Here is a 17,410-nt window from a genome sequence, read left to right as displayed (position 1 = left end):
GCCGCGCCGCCCCTCTGGACCTCCGGTCACCCGGAGCCGGTCAGGGACAGGTCAGCCACGCGAAGTGGTACGTCGTGGTGATGCTGCCGTCGGTCGAGTCCATCGTGACGTAGCTCGTCGTCTTCTTCGGATCCGACGTCCCGGCCGCGGCCCGCAATTCCGTGTTGATGTTCAGGTTGCGCTCCTCACCGCACGGCTTGAACGCGATCGCGCCCACCTCCGTCGAATCGGTGAAATGCCAGTCCTCCTCGAAAGGCCCGGTCAGCGGATGCTGGATGTACGCAGTCGGAGAATTGCCCTGGAAATAGTAGTTCGCTCTTTCCAGGCCGGTCGCGCCCTTTTCCAGGTGCGCGAACCCGCGGTAGTCGGCCTGCGCGATTCCGTAGGTGAACCCCTGCGGCACGTGCACCCGCAGGCCGATCTGGCAGTTCTTCCTGGCGTCCAGCGGCCCGGCACCCACCCCGACCAAGGCGGTGTAGGCACTGTAGGTCACGGTGAACGCGGTGTTGTCCTGCGAAACCGCGACCGCGGACGTGCCGAGCGGGCAGCCGGAGCCAATCGCGTTCACGACGTCGATGACGATTTTGTCAGGCGGCGGAGGAGTGCTCCACGAATGCGGGGTGACCACTGAGGACAGCGCCATTACGGCAGCAACGACCGCAGACAGCATCGGAATCCTTCCCAATACATTCAAATTGGGGACGGGGGCCGGACCATGGTAGCGAAAGGATCATGGAAGCAAACCCCGCTGAACGGAGCAACGCTGCACACTCGTCCCACCAACCGACAATGCTCACCTTTCGACAATTTTCGTAAACACCATTCCGGCGGCCCGCGAATAAATGCGCGGAGAAAACGATTTCGCACCCCCGCTCCCCCGGCCGCCACCCGCGATCACCCGCGTGACGTCCGGACCCGGGCGATCAGCGCCGCCGCCCACCCCCGCGTCCACGCCCCCGCCGGCGACCACGAACCGGCCGTGATCACCACCGCGTGCTCGATGCCCCACCCCGCGAACGACTTCGCCGGCTCACCCGGCGCCGGCCGGGCGCTGATCGCCTTCTCGATCTCCTCGCAGGGCCCCCCGACCGCCACCCGGGACGAACGGCGCAACGATCGGGCTCAGATGCATCCCGGCCAGCCGCCACCGGCGCTCGTCGCGCACCAGGACGTGGGTGGCGCGGAACCGGCCGTTCACCGGGTTGCCCCGGTGGGTCGCGACCTGCTCGTGCACGCCGATCGCGATCGCCGTGCCACCGAAGTCGCGGACCTCCACCTCGGTCCAGTCCAGCTTCTCGGTGACCAGCCCGCCGCCGGCGTAGCGCGCCAGCCACTGGTCGCGGTCCAGCACGAACCCCAGCGGCCCGACCAGGCGGAACCCGTCCGCGGCCAGTCCCGCCAAGGTCTCGGTGTCGCCGCGCTCCTCCGCCGCCGCCCACACCCGGCCGAACTCGCGGACCTGCTCTTCGGTGCTCATCGCGTTCCCCTTCCGTTCGATGCCAGAAACGTTAGAAGTCTAACCATTAGATGTCAAACGCTTAGACTTCTCGGCATTTGCGGTAGAGTCCCCCCGTGCCACGCCCAACCACCGCCCCCATCGGCGTCGTCCTCGCCCGCACCGCCAAAACCGCCGGCCGCGCCTTCGACCAGGCCCTCGCCGCCGCCGGCGGCTCCCAGCCCGTCTGGCAGATCCTCATCTCCCTCAAAACCACCCCCGTCGCCAACCAACGCGAACTCGCCGACGCCGTCGGCATCCAGGGCGCCACCCTCACCCACCACCTCAACGGCATGGAAACCGCCGGCCTCGTCACCCGCCGCCGCGACCCCGCCAACCGCCGCGTCCACCTCGTCGAACTCACCGACGACGGCGAACAGCTCTTCCACCGCCTCGCCACCGCCGCCATCGCCCACGACCAGCGCATGCGCCGCGGCCTCACCGACACCGAGATCGCCCAGCTCGCCGACCTCCTCCACCGCCTCGCCGCCAACGTCACCGACGACTGAAAGGCCCGAAAAGCGAGCTGTGACAATCGAGGCTCCGCCACCCGGACCCCCCGAGAAGCGAGCTGTGACAATCGGGGCTTCGCCCCGAGCCGGGGGCTTCGCCACCCGGACCCCCCGAAAAGCGATCCATGCAACAGTGACTGGACGCACCCAACCGGCAACCCCCAGGAGGGATAGGCTCCACACCACTAGCCAAAGTCGTCTCAAGCTGGAGAACCGCAATGACCCAAGCCCCCGTCAACGTGACCGTCACCGGTGCCGCCGGCCAGATCGGCTACGCGCTGCTCTTCCGCATCGCGTCCGGTCAGCTCCTCGGCCAGGACGTCCCGGTGAAGCTGCGGCTGCTCGAAATCCCGCAGGCGGTCAAGGCGGCCGAGGGCACCGCGATGGAGCTCGAAGACGGCGCGTTCCCCCTCCTCGCCGGCACCGACATCTTCGACGACCCCAAGCAGGCCTTCGAAGGCACCAACATCGCCCTCCTCGTCGGCGCCCGCCCCCGCAGCAAGGGCATGGAGCGCGGCGACCTCCTCGAAGCCAACGGCGGCATCTTCAAGCCCCAGGGCGAAGCCATCAACGCCGGCGCCGCCGACGACATCAAGGTCCTCGTCGTCGGCAACCCCGCCAACACCAACGCCCTCATCGCCCGCTCGCACGCCCCCGACGTGCCCGCCGACCGCTTCACCGCGATGACCCGCCTCGACCACAACCGCGCCCTCGCCCAGCTCGCCAAGAAGCTCGGCGTCCCGGTCACCGACCTCAAGAAGGTCGCCATCTGGGGCAACCACTCCGCCACCCAGTACCCCTCGGTCCAGCACGCCGAATTCGGCGGCAAGGCCATCGCCGACGCCGTCGACCAGGCCTGGCTCGAGAACGACTTCATCCCCACCGTCGCCAAGCGCGGCGCCGCCATCATCGAAGCCCGCGGCCTCTCCTCCGCCGCCTCGGCCGCCTCCGCCGCCATCGACCACGTCTACACCTGGGTCAACGGCACCCCGGCCGGCGACTGGACCTCCGCCGCCGTCGCCTCCGACGGCTCCTACGGCGTCCCCGAAGGCCTCATCTCGTCCTTCCCGGTCACCGCCGAGAACGGCCAGTACAAGATCGTCCAGGGCCTCGAGATCGACGACTTCTCCCGCGCTCGCATCGACGCCTCCGTCGCCGAACTCGTCGAGGAACGCGACACCGTGCAGAAGCTCGGCCTCATCTGAGCCACCCCACGCACGAAAGGGGCCGCCGTCATGCGCTGACGGCGGCCCCTTTCGCGTCCGGCGAACACCGCACGCTCACAGCGAAACCACCACCGGCCACCCGATCTTGACCCCTACCGTCGGCCCATGACCCTTCTCGCCGTACCCGACATGCACTCCCCCACCCAGGCCCCCGACGACTCGGTCTACCACCAGCTGCTGCGCGACCGCATCGTCTTCCTCGGCTCCGAAGTCAACGACGAAGTGGCCAACCGCATCGTCGCCCAGCTGCTCCTGCTCGCCGCCGACGACCCGGACAAGGACATCACCTTCTACATCAACTCCCCCGGCGGCTCGGTCACCGCGGGCATGGCCATCTACGACACCATGCAGCTCGTCAAACCCGACGTCGCCACCTACGGCCTCGGCTTCGTCGCGTCCATGGGCCAGTTCCTGCTCTCCTCCGGCACCCCCGGCAAGCGCTACCTCCTGCCCAACACGCGGATCGTCATGCACCAGCCCTCCGCCGGGATCGGCGGCGCCGCCACCGACATCGCCATCCAGGCCGAGGTGTTCGGCCGGATGAAGCGGCGCATCGCCGAGATCACCGCCCAGCAGACCGGCCAGAGCGTCGAGCGCATCACCGCCGACGCCGACCGTGACCGCTGGTTCGACGCCGACGAAGCCCTCTCCTACGGCTTCGTCGACCACATCGTCGCCGGCGAACGCGCCGCGACGGCCTGACTTCCCGTGTCTTTGCGGGTTTTCACGGACCGCGGGGCTGGTTTCGAAAAACCAGCCCCGCGGTATAGGTCGTTATACACTTGGTGAGACCATCGAGCGGCCCGGTGGGTCAGACTCCGTCGAGGCCTCGGCGGGCCAGCAGCGGCTCGATCTCCGGGTCGCGTCCCCGGAAGGCGCGGAAGGCGTCCATCGGGTCGATGCTGCCGCCCCGGCCGAGCAGGGTGCGGCGGAAGTGGTCGCCGTTCTCGCGGGTCAGTCCCCCGTTTTCGCGGAACCACTGGACGGTGTCGGCGTCGAGGACTTCGCTCCAGATGTAGGAGTAGTACCCTGCGCTGTAGCCGCCGCTGAAGATGTGGGCGAAGTACGTCGTGCGGTAGCGGGGCGGGATCGCGGCGACGGCCACGCCGGCCTTGACGAGCGCCTCCGCTTCGAACGACTGCACCTCCCCCACGCGGTCGTCGACGCCGAGGCCGTGCCAGGCCTGGTCGAGCAGCGAAGCCGCCAGGTATTCGGTGGTGGAGAAGCCTTCGCCGTATTGCTGGGCGGCGAGCAGCTTCTCGACCTGCTCCTGCGGCAGCGCCTCCCCCGTCTCGTGGTGCTTCGCGTAGTTGGCCAGTACCTCCGGCCACAGCATCCACATCTCGTTGACCTGCGACGGGTATTCGACGAAGTCGCGGGGCACGTTGGTGCCGGAGAAGGTGGGGTAGCGGACCGAGGAGACCAGCGCGTGGAGGGCGTGGCCGAATTCGTGGAACGCGGTGACGACCTCGTCGAAGGTGAGCAGGGTCGGCTCCCCCGCCGGCGGCTTGTTCACGTTGAGCACGTTGACCACGACCGTCTTGCGGTCCAGCAGCTCGGACTGGTCGACGAAGGTGTTCATCCAGGCGCCGCCGCGTTTGGCGTCGCGGGTGTACAGGTCGAGCAGGTACAGGCCGAGCGGGGTGCCGTCGGCGTCGAAGACCTCGAAGGTCCGGACCTCCGGGTGGTACTTGGGCAGGTCGTCGCGCTCGGTGAAGGTCAGACCGTACAGCCTCGTCGCGGCGAAGAAGACGCCGTCGAGGTACACGCGGTCGGCCTCGAAGTACGGGCGCAGGGCCTCGGTGTCGACCTCGAAGCGTTCGCGGCGGACCTGGGCGGCGTAGAACGGCCAGTCCGAGGGCCGCAGCTGCGCGCCCGGCACGTCGGCTTCCAGCAGCTGCTGGAGTTCGGCGGCTTCGGCGCGGGCGTTCGCGACCGCCGCGGGCGCCAGCCGCTCCAGGAGCCCGGCGGCGGCTTCGGCGGTCTTCGCCGTCTCGTCCGCGATGATGTACGCGGCGTGGTTCGGGTAGCCGAGCAGGACGGCCCGTTCGGCGCGCAGGCGCACGATCTCGGCGACGACGCCGTTGTTGTCGAACGCGTTGCCCCGGTTGCCCCGCGCCATCGACGCGGTGTGGATGCGCTCGCGGACCTCGCGGTTGCGCAGGGTCTCCAGCGGCGACGCCTGGCTGGTCGGCAGGCTCAGGGTGAGCACGTACTTGCCGTCCTCGCCGCGCGCGGACGCCGCTTCGGCCGCGGTGGCGATCGCGCCTTCGCCGAAGCCGTCGAGCTCGGCGCGGTCGGCGATGACGACGGCCAGCTCGTTGGTGTCCTTGAGCAGGTTCTGCTGGAACTTCGTCTGCAGGGTGGAGAGCTGCTCGTTGAGCTCGCGCAGGCGGGCCTGCTCGGCCTCGCCGAGCCCGGCGCCGGCCCGGCTGAAGTCGGTGTGCCGCCGTTCCAGCAGCCGCAGCGACTCTTCGTCGAGGCCGAGCTCGCCGCGGCGGGCGTGGAGGGCGTCGATCCGGGCGAACAGCTGCGGGTTCAGGTGGATCGCGTCGTGGTGGGCGGCCAGCTTCGGGGCGAACTCCGCCTGGATGGCCTGGATCTCGTCGGTGCTGTTCGAGCCGGACAGGTTGTAGAACACGCTCGCCACGCGGCCCAGCAGCTCACCGGCGTGCTCGAGGGCGACGATGGTGTTCTCGAACGTCGGCTCGGCGTCCTGCGTCGCGATCTGCTCGATCTCCGCCGCGTGCTCGGCCAGCCCGGCCTCGAACGCGGGCCGGTAGTGCTCGTCGGAGATCCGGTCGAAGGGCGGCAGGGCGTAGGGCAGCTCGCTGGGTGCGGCGAACGGATTGTCCGGCGAAATCATCGGGCAGGCTCCTGGTCGGGGACAACACTCGGTCCCGCCACCCTACGGGGTCCACCTGGATCGATGTCAGCGCTTTCCGGAGGTGGCCGGGGTCACCGGCCCGTGGTACCGCCCACCACGGCGTCGCTGTTCGGCGCGGCCTTCTTCCCCCGCTTCGGCTTGGGCTCCGGCGGCACGATGCCGCGCAGGTCGCCGCCGTGGTCGTTGACCCGCATCACGAACGGCCGCGTCTCGGTGTAGCGCACGACCGAGATGGACGCCGGGTCGACGACGATCCGCTGGAAGGCGTCGAGGTGCTGGCCGAGCGCGTCGGCCAGGATGGACTTGATGACGTCGCCGTGGCTGCACAGCAGCCAGACGGCGTGGTCGCCGTGCTCGGCGCTGATCCGCCGGTCGTGGGCGCGGACGGCGGCCACCGACCGCGCCTGCATCGCCGCGAGCCCTTCGCCGCCGGGGAACACCGCGGCCGACGCGTGCGCCTGCACCACGCGCCAAAGCGGCTCCTTCGCCAGGTGCTTGAGCTCCTTGCCCGTCCAGTCGCCGTAGTCCACTTCGGACAGCCCGGGCTCGACGACCTTTTCGAGCTCGCGCGCGGCGGCGAGCGGGCCGACCGTCTGCTTGCACCGCAGCATGGGCGAGACGACGAGCCCCGCGAGGGGCACGCCGTCGAGCCGTTCGACCAGTTTCTCCGCCTGGGCGCGGCCGGTGTCGTCGAGGTTGACCTTCGGGGACCGGCCGGCCAGGACGCCGGAGCCGTTGGCCGTCGACTTGCCGTGCCGGAGCAGAATGACCGTACTCACGGCCCCCACCCTACGTGCCGTCGATCAGTGCCCGACCGGGCCCGCGTTCGGGTCCAGGACACCACTGAAGATCAGCACGTACAGCAGCACGCCGAGCACCAGGCGGTAGACCACGAACGGCACGAAGCTGCGCTTCTTGATGTAGGCCATCAGCCAGGCGATCACGATGTAGCCGACGCCGAACGCGACCAGTGTGGCCAGGATCGTCGGGCCCCACTGGGCCGGCACGTCGCCCGAGCCGATGTCCTTGAGCTTGTACACCCCCGAGCCGAACACCGCCGGCAGCGCCAGCAGGAACGAGTACTCCGCCGCCTCCGCGCGGGTGTAGCCCAGCAGGAGGCCCGCGCTCGTGGTGCCGCCCGAACGGGACACCCCCGGGATCAAGGCCAGCGCCTGCGCGAAACCGAAGCCGAGGCCGTGCGGCACGGTCAAGTGGTCCAGCGTCCGCTCCTGCTTCCCGATCCGGTCGGCGATCAGCAGGATCACGCCGAACACGATGAGCACGGTCGCGGTGATCCGCAGGTCGCGGAAGGCGCTGTCGATCTGGTCCTGCAGCAGCAGCCCGAGCACCACGATCGGCAGCGAACCGACGATGATCAGCCAGCCGAGCCGGGCGTCCGGGTCGCGGCGCCACTCCGCCTTGTACAGCGAGAAGAACCACGCCCGCAGGATCCGGCCGATCTTCGGCCCGAAGTAGATGATCACCGCCAGCTCGGTGCCGATCTGGGTGACCGCGGTGAACGCCGCGCCCGGGTCGTCCCAGCCGGCCAGCGCCGCGACGATCCGCAGGTGCGCGCTCGAGGAGATCGGGAGGAACTCCGTCAGGCCCTGGACCAGGCCAAGGACCAGTGCTTCGAACCAGCCCACGTCAGCCCACCCCCGCCAGCTCGAGCGCCTCGACGGCCGTGCGCAGTGCTGCGGCCGGCTGCGGCGTGTAGGGCGACACCGACAGGGTCGTCACGCCGGCTTCGGCGTATTCCGTCATCTTCTCCGCGATCCGTTCCTTCGGGCCCAGCAGCGACGTCGCGTCGAGGAACTCCGGCGGCACCGCCGCCATCGCCCCCGCCCGGTCGCCCGCCAGGTACTTCTCCTGCACTTCGGCGGCCTCGGCCGCGAATCCCATCCGGCACGCCAGCCGGTTGTAGAAGTTCTCCTCCTTGCTCCCCATCCCCCCGAGGTAGAGCGCCGCGTAACCGCGGACGGCGTCCGCGCAGGTCCGCCAGTCGTCGCCGGGCACCAGCGGCACCGACGGGACGACGTCGAAGCCGTCCAGGCCGCGGCCGGCCCGCTCGGCGCCGGCGCGGACGTGGGCCAGCTGCTCCCCCGCGTGCGCGGGCGAGAAGAACACCGGCAGCCAGCCGTCGGCGATCTCCCCGGCCAGTTCCAGGTTCTTCGGGCCGATCGCGGCCAGGTACAGCGGGATGTGCTTGCGGGCCGGGCGGACGGTCAGCCGCAGCGCCTTGCCCGGCCCGTCCGGCAGCGGCAGCGTGAAGTGCTCGCCCTCGAACTTCAGCCGCTCCCGCCGCAACGCCGTCCGCACGATCTGCGCGTACTCCCGCGTGCGGCTCACCGGCGAGGCGAAGCGGACACCGTGCCAGCCCTCGGACACCTGCGGCCCGGACACCCCCAGGCCGAGCCGGAAGCGGCCACCCGAGAGCGTGTCGAGGGTCGCGGCGGTCATCGCCGTCATCGCCGGGGTGCGGGCCGGGATCTGCAGCACGGCGGCCCCGACGTCGATCCGCGACGTCTGCGCCGCGATCCACGTGAGCACCGTCACCGCGTCCGAGCCGTAGGCCTCCGCGGCCCACACGACCGCGTAGCCGAGGTCGTCCGCCTGTCTGGCCAGGGCCAGGTTCGCGGGGTCGTTCCCCGCTCCCCAGTAGCCGAGATTGAGTCCGAGTCGCACGGGGCCAGACCCTAACGGGGGCCATGATCGCGACACGACTCACCTTGGTCTCCTCCGGACGGGGCAGCCCACTAGGCTCGGCGGTCGTGGAAAAGCGACTGCTCGGCCGCTCGGGACTGCGCGTCTCCCGTATGGCGCTCGGCACCATGACCTGGGGTGGCGACACCGACGCGGAGGAGGCCGCCAGCCAGCTGGTCGCCTTCGTCGACGCCGGCGGCACCCTGGTGGACACGGCCGACATCTACGGCGAGGGCGAGAGCGAGCGGGTGCTCGGCTCCCTGCTCGGCGACCTCGTGCCCCGCGACGACGTCGTCCTGGCGACGAAGGCGGTCGCCCGGCGCACCGAAGGCCCGTTCGGCGGCGGGGCCTCGCGCGGCGCGCTGCTCACCGCGCTCGACGGCTCGCTCCGGCGGCTCGGCACCGACCACATCGACCTCTGGCAGCTGCACGCGTGGGACGAGCACGTCCCGCTCGCCGAGACGCTGTCCGCGCTCGAGTACGCCGTGACCAGCGGCAAGGTCCGCTACGTCGGCGTCTCCAACTACGCGGGCTGGCAGCTCGCCACGGCCGCCGCCGGCGCCTCGGCCGCCGCCCCGGTCGTCTCCACCCAGGTCGAGTACTCGCTGCTGGAGCGCGGGGTGGACCGCGAGGTCGTGCCCGCGGCCGCGCACCACGGCATCGGGCTGCTGGCCTGGGCCCCGCTCGGCCGCGGCGTGCTCACCGGCAAGTACCGCACCGGCACGCCCGCCGACTCCCGCGGCGCGAACAGCGCCTACGCCGGGTACGTCGAGCACCACCGCACCGACCGGGCCGCCCGGATCGTCCAGGCCGTCGCGACCGCCGCCGACGGGCTCGGCACGTCCCCGCTCGCGGTGGCACTGGCCTGGGTCCGCGACCGGCCCGGCGTCGTCGCCCCGGTCGTCGGCGCCCGCGACACCGGCCAGCTGACCGGCTCGCTGGCGGCCGAGGACATCACCCTCCCGCCCGCCATCCGGTCCGCGCTCGACGACGTCAGCGCGATCGAGGTCGGCTACCCCGAACGCTGGCCGCGATGAGCACCAGGTGTCTGTTCGGTGACACGCACGTGACGGCACGGGGATCAAGGAGCATGCTGGTGAAGACCGCCCGCCGAGGGACACCTGGAGGCCGCAACGTGCGTCGGCTCGCCGCCGTGTCGTGGATCGCGCTCCCGCTCGCCGGTGCACTGGTGCTCTCGGGCTGCTCGTCGGCCAAGTCGACCTCGGACGACCTGCAGATCGTGGCGAACCCGATCGCCGCGCGCCCGGCCGTCTCCCCCGCGGTGACCGTGCGGCCCGCCGGTCAGGTGCTCGGCACGGGATCGGTGTCGGCGGTCGCCGTGGACGCGAAGACGGCTACCCTCGTCGTTGCCGTTCCCGAGCCGCCGTCGCTGCGGCTGTACGACCTGAACGCGCTCGCGTCACCCCCGGTGAATATGCCGTTATACGGCAAGGTCTCGCGGTTGACGGTGACGCCGGGGCGGGTGGAGATCGCCGAGCCCGATCAGGGCGTGGTGCAGCAGCTGACGTTGCCGGACCGGAAGCTGACCGAGACGAAGACGGGCGGGCAGCCGGCGTCGAGCATCGTGTACGGGGCGGACAGGCTGGTCGCGATGGGGGCGGGGAAGGACATCCGGGTGCTGCCGGCGGCGGGTCCGGCGCGGACGATCGGCGGGCAGCTCTACAGTGCCGACGACGTCGTCGACACCGGGGACGGCGTGGTGGTGCTGGACCGGCTGCGGACGGCGGTGTTCTCGGTGGACCTGGCCGCGGGGAAGGTCGACGAGGGCCTGCGCGCCGGGGACGGCGCCGCGAACGCCGTGGCGGACTCGTACGGGCGGGTGCTGGTGACCGACGCCCGGGCGGGCGCGCTGCTCGCGTTCTCGGCTTCGCCGCTCATCATGCGGCAGCGCTACCCGGTGCCCGGCGGGGCGTACGGGATCGCTTACGACGCGACGCGGAGCCTGGCGTGGGTCACGCTGACCGCACGCAACGAAGTGGTGGGGTTCGACGTCCGCGGCGGCGAACCCGTGGAGAAGTATCGGTTCCCCACCGTGCGCCAGCCGGACTCGGTGGGGGTGGACGAGAAGAGCGGCCGGGTGATCGTCGGCTCGGCCGCCGGAGAAGGGACCCAGGTGATCCAGCCATGACAGCGGTCGGCGAGGCGGTGGTCGAAGGGGATTGGGAGTATCGCCGCCTGCACCTCCCCCCGGGCGTGTCCCGGCGCGCGGCGGCGATCCAGCTCTCCATCCACGCGGAGTTCGCGGGCTGGGAACTGCGCACGGTCCGGCTCTATGCGGACGGCACGCGCAGGGTCTGGTTGCGCCGCAAGAGGACGAAGGAAAGCCTGCCGGGCGCGCTGCCGACCTAGCCCGTGGGCCGGAGTCGCCGGCCCGGTCAGGTCGCCGGGCGCAGGCGGCGGACGTTCGCCGGGCCGTCGATGGCGCCGCGGGCGATGCGGTGGGCGAGTTCCTCGAGCCGCTCCTGGGTGGTGCGGTCGGCCGGCTGGTACACGACGACGCGGGTGCGGGGGTGTTCCTCGAGCAGCATCGTCGTGGTGCGCACGGACAAGGTGCCGACGTGCAGGGACCGGATGCGCTTGAGCCGTCCGGGATCGGTCGCCACGTCCGCCTGGTCCCACAGCCGCGCGAACAGGGGTGACTCCGCGCGCAGCCGGCTCAGGAGCGGCTCCCACGCCGGGTCGGCGACCGACTCGCCGTAGTACGCGCGCAGCTTCGCGACGACGGCCGCGCACTCCTGCTCGTGGCCGTCGTGCCCGGCGATCCAGTCCGGGTGGGTGAAGTGCAGGTAGGCACAGTTGCGGTCGGCGGCCGGCAGGGCCTCCAGATCGTCGATCAGGAACCGGAACGGCGCGTTGTAGGCCACGGGCTCGAACCAGGGGTTCATCACCACCGCCGGGTGCGGGGAGAGGTTGTCCAGCAGCCCCTGCAGGCGGTCGCCGGTCTGCTCCCAGCTCAACGGGGTGCCGGGGTCCGGGTGCCCGCCGAGGCGGAACAGGTGCCGCCGCTCGTCGCCGGTGAGCCGCAGCGCCCGGGCGATCGCGGCCAGCACCTCGGCGCTCGGCCGCACGTCGCGTCCCTGTTCGAGCCACGTGTACCAGGTCGACCCGACGTTCGCGAGGACGGCGACCTCCTCCCGGCGCAGCCCCTTGACCCGGCGCCGTCCCCCGCCCCCGGGCAGGCCGACGTCGGCCGGGGAAAGCCGGTCACGCCGGGCGCGCAGGTAGGCGCCGAGCTCGCGAGAACGCACATCCGCCACCTGGTGATCATCCCACGGCGAACCGGTCGCAGGGTGGTGGTCCGGCCACCAGCATCGCGGCGCTCTGGGCGGGGTGCCCGCCGGGCGTGCAGGGTCGGTGTCAAGCCACGGACCTGGCCGGTTGTCGTCGCGCTGCCCGCCTTCGCGGTCTCGCTCGGCGTGCACGTGGTCACAGCGGCCGCACCCCACTCCGGTACGACAGAAAGGCATTCGCCCGTGATCAAGATGGTCATCACCCTGAAGCGCCGCGAAGGCATGACCCACGAGGAGTTCAAGCACTACCAGCAGCACGTCCACCGGCCGTTGCTCATGTCGATCCCGGAGGCACAGCGGTACCTCCGGCGGTTCGTCGTGTCCTACCCCGTCCCGGCGCCGCGGTACCCCGCGCCGGCGTACGACTCGGTGGTCGAGGCCTGGTTCGACAGCATGGCCGACCTCGAAGCGCTGTTCTTCAGCGAGAACTTCCTGAAGATCGTCGACCCCGACCACGAGAACTTCATCGACCTGGCCACGTTCGGGCGGGTCATCTGCGTCGAGGACGTGGTCGTCGAGCGCGGCTAGCCGAACACCCGGTTCAGCCACTCACCCCAGCTCTGCTCCTCCGCCTCGGCGTCGGCGCCGGGCGTGAAGACGTGGTGGGAGGCGACCATCGGGCCGTGGAAGCCCCGCAGGAAGCGGTACATCGCGTCCGCCGTCCGCACGCCGGCGGTCTGGTCGTTCACCGCGTACACCACCCCGTCCCGCGGGGCCCGGCCCGCGTGCCCGACGCGGACGCGGTCGCCCTCGGCGGGCCGCGTCCGCAGGCCCAGGGCGTGGCCGAGGCGCACCCACGCCTCGGCCCAGTCCCCCACCGGCGGGCCGAACGCGGTCACCGGCACGGCGACCCGCTCGGCGAAGTGCGTGACGTACTCGACCAGCGTGCGGAAGAACATCGCGCCGCCGGCGGTCATCGCCTCGAACTCGTCCTCCCAGTCGTCGCCCGGCAGGAAGCCGCTGGTGACGCACCTGATCACGGTGCTGCCGCCGGCGCGGCCCTCGATGAGGAACTCGTAGGCGATCCGCCGTCCGTCCGGTGCGGTCTCGCTGGCGTAGGCCAGCTTCTCCGCCGGCTCCCACTCGTGGATCCGGTATTCCGGCCGGTAGGCGCCGAAGGCACCGCGGATCGTGCCGCCGGTGCCGCCCTCGACCTCGGTGCGGCCCATGAACCAGGAGTCGACGCCCGGGCCGGTCGCGATGGCTTCCCACACCTGCTCCGGTGTCGCCCCGGCTTCGGCGACGTCGGTCAGTTCGAACTCGTGCCCCACTTCAGGACTCCTCCGGAACGCTCGGGTGCACGGCGACGACCACCCGGTACGAGCGGCCCTTCTCGGCCGTCTCGTCGTGGTACTTCCCCACCAGCGTGGTGACCGCGGCCGTGAGCTCCTCGGCGAACGCGGCCCGGTCGGCGGCGGAGGCGAACCGCACCTCGCCGTCGAGCGCGAAGGTCGCCAGGCGCTGCTTGGCCTTGGCCGCGCCGGTGATCAGCAGGCCGACGTCGCGCACGAGCCGGCCGGCGACGGCCAGCAGCCACCGCGCCGAGAGCCGGTCCGGCGAGCGGGCCGGGTCCGGCTGCACCGCGGCCAGTGCCGTCGGCGAGATGACGTACGACGCCGCCGTCGCCTGCATCATCCGCTCGGTGACGTTGCCCTTGCGGCGTTCCTCGACCAGCTCCACCAGGCCGTGGCTTTCCAGGGCCCGCAGGTGGTAGTTGACCTTCTGGCGGGGCAGGCCGACCCGCGCGGCGAGCATCGTCGCCGAGGCCGGCTCGGCCAGTTCGGCCAGCAGCCGGGCGCGGACCGGATCCAGCGACACCTCGGCCGCCGCCGCGTCTTCGATCACCGCCACGGGAAACATGCAGCCAGCATGGCAACCGAACAGAGAATTTGTCAAGAACGCTCAAGCTGTCGGTTGAGGAGGTCCCGGAAGTGCGGGCAGGCCATGAGCTCGTCGTGCGGGCAGTCGCCTTCGAGCAGCTCGAGCGCGGCCTGCGCCCGGGCGATCCGGGCCCGCAGCCGGTCCCGTTGGCGGGCCGCCATCGCCGCCCGGTCGGCCGCGGACCGGCCCGTCAGCATCGTCCGGATGTCCGCGAGCTCGAACCCGGCTTCCTTGGCGACCAGGATCGCGGCCACCCGGTGCAGGTCGGCGTCGGTGTAGCGGCGCCGGGTCCCCACCCGGGCCGGGGTCAGCAGCCCTTCCGCCTCCCAGTACCGCAGCACGTGGGCCGGCAACCCGAACCGGGCCGCCACTTCGCCGATTGACTTCATCCCGGCATTAAGTCGCAGGATGGGCGCCATGTCCACGTTGCTCACACTCCTCGACGCCCTCGACGACCGCCCGCAAGCCGTCGACCTGCGGGAACGCACGTACGAAGCCCTCGGCGACGTCGTGGTCGACGTCGGCTGCGGCAGCGGGCGGGCCGTCGGCGAGCTGGCCGCGCGCGGCGTCCGGGCCATCGGCGTCGACGCCGACCCGGCCATGGTCGAGGTCGCCGCCGCGCGCTGGCCGGACGGCGAGTTCCACGTCGCCGACGCCACCGCGCTGCCCCTCGGCGACGGCTCGGTCACCGGCTACCGCGCCGACAAGGTCCTGCACGTCCTGCCCGATCCGGCGCTCGCGGTCGCCGAGGCCCGGCGCGTCCTGGCCCCCGGCGGCCGCGCGGTGCTCACCGGCCAGGACTGGGACACGATGGTGATCGACTCCGACGACCCCGCGCGCACCCGGTCGATCGTCCACACGCGCGCGGACGGCATGCCCCACCCGAGGATCGCCCGGCGGTACCGGAACCTGTTGCTGGACCACGGGTTCGCGGACGTCAGCGTCGAAGTCCACGCGCTGGTGTGGACCGACGCCGCGGTCCTGCCGGTGCTGGCCAACCTGGGCGGCGACGGCGCCTGGCTGGCCGAGCAGGAAGCCCGGGCCCGCGACGACCGGCTGTTCGTCGCGGTGCCGATCTTCCTCGCCGCGGGCACTAACTCCGCAGGCTCGCGTTGACCAGCGCGACCACCCTCGGCAGCACCTGGGCCGCGGCCTCCAGCGGCACGACGTGCCCGACACCGGGCAGCACCACGGCGGTGCCGTCGCCGAGGCCGCGGACCCACTGCTCCACATCGGCCGCCCGGACGATCCGGTCCCGCTCCCCCACGATCGCCGTCACCGGCAGGCCGGTCACCTGCGCCAAGGCCGCGTCGCGCGCGTAGGCGTCCATGGCCGGGCGGAACAGCGACACCGTGTGAGGCCAGTTGCCGCGGATCATCTTCACCGTCAGTTCGACCAGCTCGGGGTCCGGGTCGTCGCCGAAGAGCCACCAGCGCAGGCCCGCGCTGACCGCCCGGCTGGTGTGCTCGCGCACGACGCCGAAGAGTTTCGAGCCGAGCACCGCTTCGAGGTCGCGGACGAGTTTCCCCAGCGCGTTCGGCCAGGTCGCCGACACCTCCGCGGCGAGCGTGCCCGACGACGTCGCCAGCAGCACCAGCCCCGACACCCGCGCGGCGAACAGCTCGGGGTGCCGCTGCGACAGCGACATGATGGCCAGGCCACCCATGTCGTGGCCCACCAGCACCACCCGGCCTTCGGGCACCTCGCGCGCCACCAGCTCGGCGAGGTCGTCGCCGAGCTGGGCCATGGTCGCCGTGCCGCGCCGCGCCCGGCCCGAGCCGCCGTGGCCGCGCTGGTCGTAGGTCAGCACGGCCACCGGCCCGTCGGCGGCGTCCGGCACCAGCGGCGCGATCCGGCCCCAGCTGCGCTGGTCGAGCGCGTAGCCGTGGACGAACACCACGGTCACCGGCGCGGCCGGGTCGCCCCTGCGGACCAGCCGCAGTGGTGTGCCGTCGGCGAGCGCGAACCCGGTCATCAGCTGGTGCGCAGGAACCGGTCCAGCACGCGGGTGCCGAACTTCAGCGCCTCGACCGGGACCCGCTCGTCGACGCCGTGGAACAGCGCGGAGAAGTCGAGGTCCGCCGGCAGCTTGAGGGGCGCGAACCCGAAGTTGCGGATGCCCAGCTCCTGGAACGACTTCGCGTCGGTGCCGCCGGAGAGCATGTACGGCAGCGTCTTCGCGCCCGGGTCCTCGGCCAGGACCGCGGCGGTCATGGCGTCCACGAGCGCGCCGTCGAAGGTGGTCTCGACCGGCGGGAGCTCCATCCACTCCTTCTCGATGTCCGGGCCGAGCAGCTCGTCGAGCTCGCGGTCGAAGGCCTCCAGGCGGCCCGGCAGGATCCGGCAGTCGACCGCGGCCTCGGCGACCGACGGGATGACGTTCGACTTGTACCCGGCGGTGAGCATGGTCGGGTTGGCCGTGTCGCGCAGGGTCGCGCCGATCATCCGGGAGATGTTGCCCAGCTTGGCGACCGAGCCTTCCAGGTCGTCCTCGGGGAAGTCCCAGCCGGTGATCTCGGTGACGCCGGCGAGGAACTCCTTCACCGAGTCGGTGAGCACGAGCGGGAACCGGTGGTTGCCGAGCTTCGCCACGGCCTCCGCCAGCTTCGTGACGGCGTTGTCGCGGTGGATCATCGAGCCGTGCCCGGCGGTGCCGCGCACGCGCAGCTTCATCCAGCGGATGCCCTTCTCCGCCGTCTCGATGAGGTAGGCGCGGACGTCGTCCTTGAGCGTGATGGAGAAGCCGCCGACCTCGCTGATCGCCTCGGTGACCCCTTCGAACAGCTCGGGGCGGTTCTCGACGAGCCACTGGGCGCCGTACTTGCCGCCGGCCTCTTCGTCGGCCAGGAACGCGAAGACCAGATCCCGCGGCGGCACGACGTTGTGCATCTTGTAGTGCCGGGCCAGCGCGAGCGCCATCCCGCACATGTCCTTCATGTCGACCGCGCCGCGGCCCCAGACGTAGTCGTCCTGGACCGCGCCGGAGAAGGGGTGGACCGACCACTCCGACGGATCGGCGGGCACGGCGTCGAGGTGGCCGTGGATCAGCAGCCCGCCCCGGCTCCGGTCGGCCCCTTCGAGGCGCACGATCACGTTGTGCCGGTTCTTCCCGCCCGACTCGACGTAGGTGATCTCGTAGCCGGCGTCGGTCAGCTTCTCCGCCACGTACTCGGCCGCCGCCCGCTCGCCGACCAGCGTGTCGGGATCGCCGGTGTTGGTCGTGTCGATGCGGATGAGCTCGCTGGTCAGCGTGACGGCCTCAGCCGCGGCAGCCTCGATCAGGTTCGGTTCGGTCACCGGCCATTCCTATCACCCGGATGGCCGGGTGCGCTGGCTGCGCGCCTGCTGAGACGGTCGCGCGCCCCGGCGGAGACGTCGACTTACGACGGCGCAGG

At 71.5% G+C, this 17,410-nt stretch carries 20 protein-coding genes; 8 read left to right on the top strand and 12 right to left on the bottom strand.

Annotated features, from left to right (window positions below; all coding sequences use genetic code 11):
* Positions 1–40: 40 nt before the first annotated feature.
* The gene (locus DV20_RS28365; RefSeq protein ID WP_167344405.1) at positions 41–670 is read right to left on the bottom strand and encodes a DUF4360 domain-containing protein; all 630 of its coding nucleotides are present in this window, start codon (positions 668–670) and stop codon (positions 41–43) included.
* Between the two features lie 360 nt (positions 671–1,030).
* Positions 1,031–1,477, bottom strand: coding sequence for a nuclear transport factor 2 family protein (locus DV20_RS43210; protein ID WP_051736161.1), 447 nt, complete (start codon positions 1,475–1,477; stop codon positions 1,031–1,033).
* 95 nt (positions 1,478–1,572) lie between these two features.
* Between DV20_RS43210 and DV20_RS28350 the strand changes: the two genes are divergently transcribed.
* From DV20_RS28350 to DV20_RS28340, 3 genes are all read left to right on the top strand, one after another.
* Positions 1,573–2,004, top strand: coding sequence for a MarR family winged helix-turn-helix transcriptional regulator (locus DV20_RS28350; RefSeq protein ID WP_043785669.1), 432 nt, complete (start codon positions 1,573–1,575; stop codon positions 2,002–2,004).
* Positions 2,005–2,225: 221 nt separating this feature from the next.
* Positions 2,226–3,212, top strand: coding sequence for a malate dehydrogenase (locus tag DV20_RS28345; protein WP_043785667.1), 987 nt, complete (start codon positions 2,226–2,228; stop codon positions 3,210–3,212).
* Between the two features lie 126 nt (positions 3,213–3,338).
* Positions 3,339–3,935: a ClpP family protease gene (locus DV20_RS28340; protein WP_043785665.1), complete on the top strand. Its 597-nt coding sequence runs from the start codon at positions 3,339–3,341 to the stop codon at positions 3,933–3,935.
* A 109-nt stretch (positions 3,936–4,044) separates the two neighbouring features.
* On the opposite strand, the gene DV20_RS28335 is transcribed toward DV20_RS28340, so the two are convergent.
* The 4 genes from DV20_RS28335 to DV20_RS28320 all read right to left on the bottom strand — a co-directional run bounded on the left by DV20_RS28335 (position 4,045) and on the right by DV20_RS28320 (position 8,805).
* Positions 4,045–6,099: a M3 family metallopeptidase gene (locus tag DV20_RS28335; RefSeq protein ID WP_043785663.1), complete on the bottom strand. Its 2,055-nt coding sequence runs from the start codon at positions 6,097–6,099 to the stop codon at positions 4,045–4,047.
* A gap of 92 nt (positions 6,100–6,191) precedes the next feature.
* A complete protein-coding gene (locus DV20_RS28330) occupies positions 6,192–6,899 on the bottom strand; it encodes a histidine phosphatase family protein (protein ID WP_043785660.1) in 708 nt (235 codons plus the stop codon).
* A gap of 24 nt (positions 6,900–6,923) precedes the next feature.
* Positions 6,924–7,766, bottom strand: a complete 843-nt coding sequence (locus DV20_RS28325; RefSeq protein ID WP_043785658.1) for an undecaprenyl-diphosphate phosphatase — start codon at positions 7,764–7,766, stop codon at positions 6,924–6,926.
* 1 nt (position 7,767) lies between these two features.
* Positions 7,768–8,805 (bottom strand): LLM class F420-dependent oxidoreductase, encoded by a 1,038-nt coding sequence (locus DV20_RS28320; RefSeq protein WP_043785655.1) that lies wholly within the window; start codon positions 8,803–8,805, stop codon positions 7,768–7,770.
* Between the two features lie 86 nt (positions 8,806–8,891).
* Between DV20_RS28320 and DV20_RS28315 the strand changes: the two genes are divergently transcribed.
* From DV20_RS28315 to DV20_RS28305, 3 genes are all read left to right on the top strand, one after another.
* The gene (locus tag DV20_RS28315; protein WP_043785653.1) at positions 8,892–9,860 is read left to right on the top strand and encodes an aldo/keto reductase; all 969 of its coding nucleotides are present in this window, start codon (positions 8,892–8,894) and stop codon (positions 9,858–9,860) included.
* A gap of 98 nt (positions 9,861–9,958) precedes the next feature.
* Positions 9,959–10,972, top strand: a complete 1,014-nt coding sequence (locus DV20_RS28310) for a YncE family protein (protein ID WP_043785651.1) — start codon at positions 9,959–9,961, stop codon at positions 10,970–10,972.
* Positions 10,969–11,193, top strand: a complete 225-nt coding sequence (locus tag DV20_RS28305; protein ID WP_043785649.1) for a DUF5703 family protein — start codon at positions 10,969–10,971, stop codon at positions 11,191–11,193. The genes DV20_RS28310 and DV20_RS28305 overlap by 4 nt, the downstream gene beginning before the upstream one ends.
* Positions 11,194–11,219: 26 nt before the next feature.
* Here the strand turns inward: DV20_RS28305 and DV20_RS46255 are convergent, their stop codons facing one another.
* Positions 11,220–12,092: a helix-turn-helix transcriptional regulator gene (locus DV20_RS46255; RefSeq protein WP_160169763.1), complete on the bottom strand. Its 873-nt coding sequence runs from the start codon at positions 12,090–12,092 to the stop codon at positions 11,220–11,222.
* A gap of 234 nt (positions 12,093–12,326) precedes the next feature.
* Between DV20_RS46255 and DV20_RS28295 the strand changes: the two genes are divergently transcribed.
* Positions 12,327–12,662, top strand: a complete 336-nt coding sequence (locus DV20_RS28295) for an EthD domain-containing protein (RefSeq protein WP_235191007.1) — start codon at positions 12,327–12,329, stop codon at positions 12,660–12,662.
* On the opposite strand, the gene DV20_RS28290 is transcribed toward DV20_RS28295, so the two are convergent.
* The 3 genes from DV20_RS28290 to DV20_RS28280 are packed head-to-tail and all read right to left on the bottom strand — an operon-like array spanning position 12,659 to position 14,404.
* Positions 12,659–13,405: an SRPBCC family protein gene (locus tag DV20_RS28290; RefSeq protein ID WP_043785645.1), complete on the bottom strand. Its 747-nt coding sequence runs from the start codon at positions 13,403–13,405 to the stop codon at positions 12,659–12,661. The genes DV20_RS28295 and DV20_RS28290 overlap by 4 nt on opposite strands.
* A 1-nt stretch (position 13,406) precedes the next feature.
* On the bottom strand, positions 13,407–13,994 hold the full coding sequence (locus DV20_RS28285; protein ID WP_200876514.1) for an ArsR/SmtB family transcription factor: 588 nt from the start codon (positions 13,992–13,994) through the stop codon (positions 13,407–13,409).
* A 32-nt stretch (positions 13,995–14,026) separates the two neighbouring features.
* A complete protein-coding gene (locus tag DV20_RS28280) occupies positions 14,027–14,404 on the bottom strand; it encodes a MerR family transcriptional regulator (protein ID WP_043785641.1) in 378 nt (125 codons plus the stop codon).
* Between the two features lie 28 nt (positions 14,405–14,432).
* On the opposite strand from DV20_RS28280, the gene DV20_RS28275 reads away from it, so the two are divergent.
* The gene (locus DV20_RS28275) at positions 14,433–15,131 is read left to right on the top strand and encodes a methyltransferase domain-containing protein (RefSeq protein WP_043785639.1); all 699 of its coding nucleotides are present in this window, start codon (positions 14,433–14,435) and stop codon (positions 15,129–15,131) included.
* Here the strand turns inward: DV20_RS28275 and DV20_RS28270 are convergent.
* Together DV20_RS28270 and DV20_RS28265 are read right to left on the bottom strand one after the other, a co-directional pair.
* Complete coding sequence (locus DV20_RS28270; protein WP_043785637.1) at positions 15,109–15,990, bottom strand: alpha/beta fold hydrolase; 882 nt, start codon at positions 15,988–15,990, stop codon at positions 15,109–15,111. The genes DV20_RS28275 and DV20_RS28270 overlap by 23 nt on opposite strands.
* Complete coding sequence (locus DV20_RS28265; protein WP_043785635.1) at positions 15,990–17,312, bottom strand: M20/M25/M40 family metallo-hydrolase; 1,323 nt, start codon at positions 17,310–17,312, stop codon at positions 15,990–15,992. Before DV20_RS28265 ends, DV20_RS28270 begins: the two co-directional genes overlap by 1 nt.
* Positions 17,313–17,410: the final 98 nt, after the last annotated feature.

The sequence above is a fragment of the Amycolatopsis rifamycinica genome, assembly GCF_000695625.1.
GTDB classification, from domain to species: domain Bacteria; phylum Actinomycetota; class Actinomycetes; order Mycobacteriales; family Pseudonocardiaceae; genus Amycolatopsis; species Amycolatopsis rifamycinica.
The sequence above is the reverse complement of the archived record's forward strand: the minus strand, read 5'-3'. Positions and strand labels throughout refer to the sequence as shown.

Coding starts and splice junctions, on each gene's coding strand:
- DV20_RS28345 (WP_043785667.1), top strand. CDS start 2,226: ATGACCCAAGCCCCCGTCAACGTGACCGTCACCGGTGCCGCCGGCCAG.
- DV20_RS28335 (WP_043785663.1), bottom strand. CDS start 6,099: ATGATTTCGCCGGACAATCCGTTCGCCGCACCCAGCGAGCTGCCCTAC.
- DV20_RS43210 (WP_051736161.1), bottom strand. CDS start 1,477: ATGAGCACCGAAGAGCAGGTCCGCGAGTTCGGCCGGGTGTGGGCGGCG.
- DV20_RS28295 (WP_235191007.1), top strand. CDS start 12,327: ATGGTCATCACCCTGAAGCGCCGCGAAGGCATGACCCACGAGGAGTTC.
- DV20_RS28280 (WP_043785641.1), bottom strand. CDS start 14,404: ATGAAGTCAATCGGCGAAGTGGCGGCCCGGTTCGGGTTGCCGGCCCAC.
- DV20_RS28285 (WP_200876514.1), bottom strand. CDS start 13,994: ATGTTTCCCGTGGCGGTGATCGAAGACGCGGCGGCGGCCGAGGTGTCG.
- DV20_RS28365 (WP_167344405.1), bottom strand. CDS start 670: ATGCTGTCTGCGGTCGTTGCTGCCGTAATGGCGCTGTCCTCAGTGGTC.
- DV20_RS28340 (WP_043785665.1), top strand. CDS start 3,339: ATGACCCTTCTCGCCGTACCCGACATGCACTCCCCCACCCAGGCCCCC.
- DV20_RS28305 (WP_043785649.1), top strand. CDS start 10,969: ATGACAGCGGTCGGCGAGGCGGTGGTCGAAGGGGATTGGGAGTATCGC.
- DV20_RS28275 (WP_043785639.1), top strand. CDS start 14,433: ATGTCCACGTTGCTCACACTCCTCGACGCCCTCGACGACCGCCCGCAA.
- DV20_RS28270 (WP_043785637.1), bottom strand. CDS start 15,990: ATGACCGGGTTCGCGCTCGCCGACGGCACACCACTGCGGCTGGTCCGC.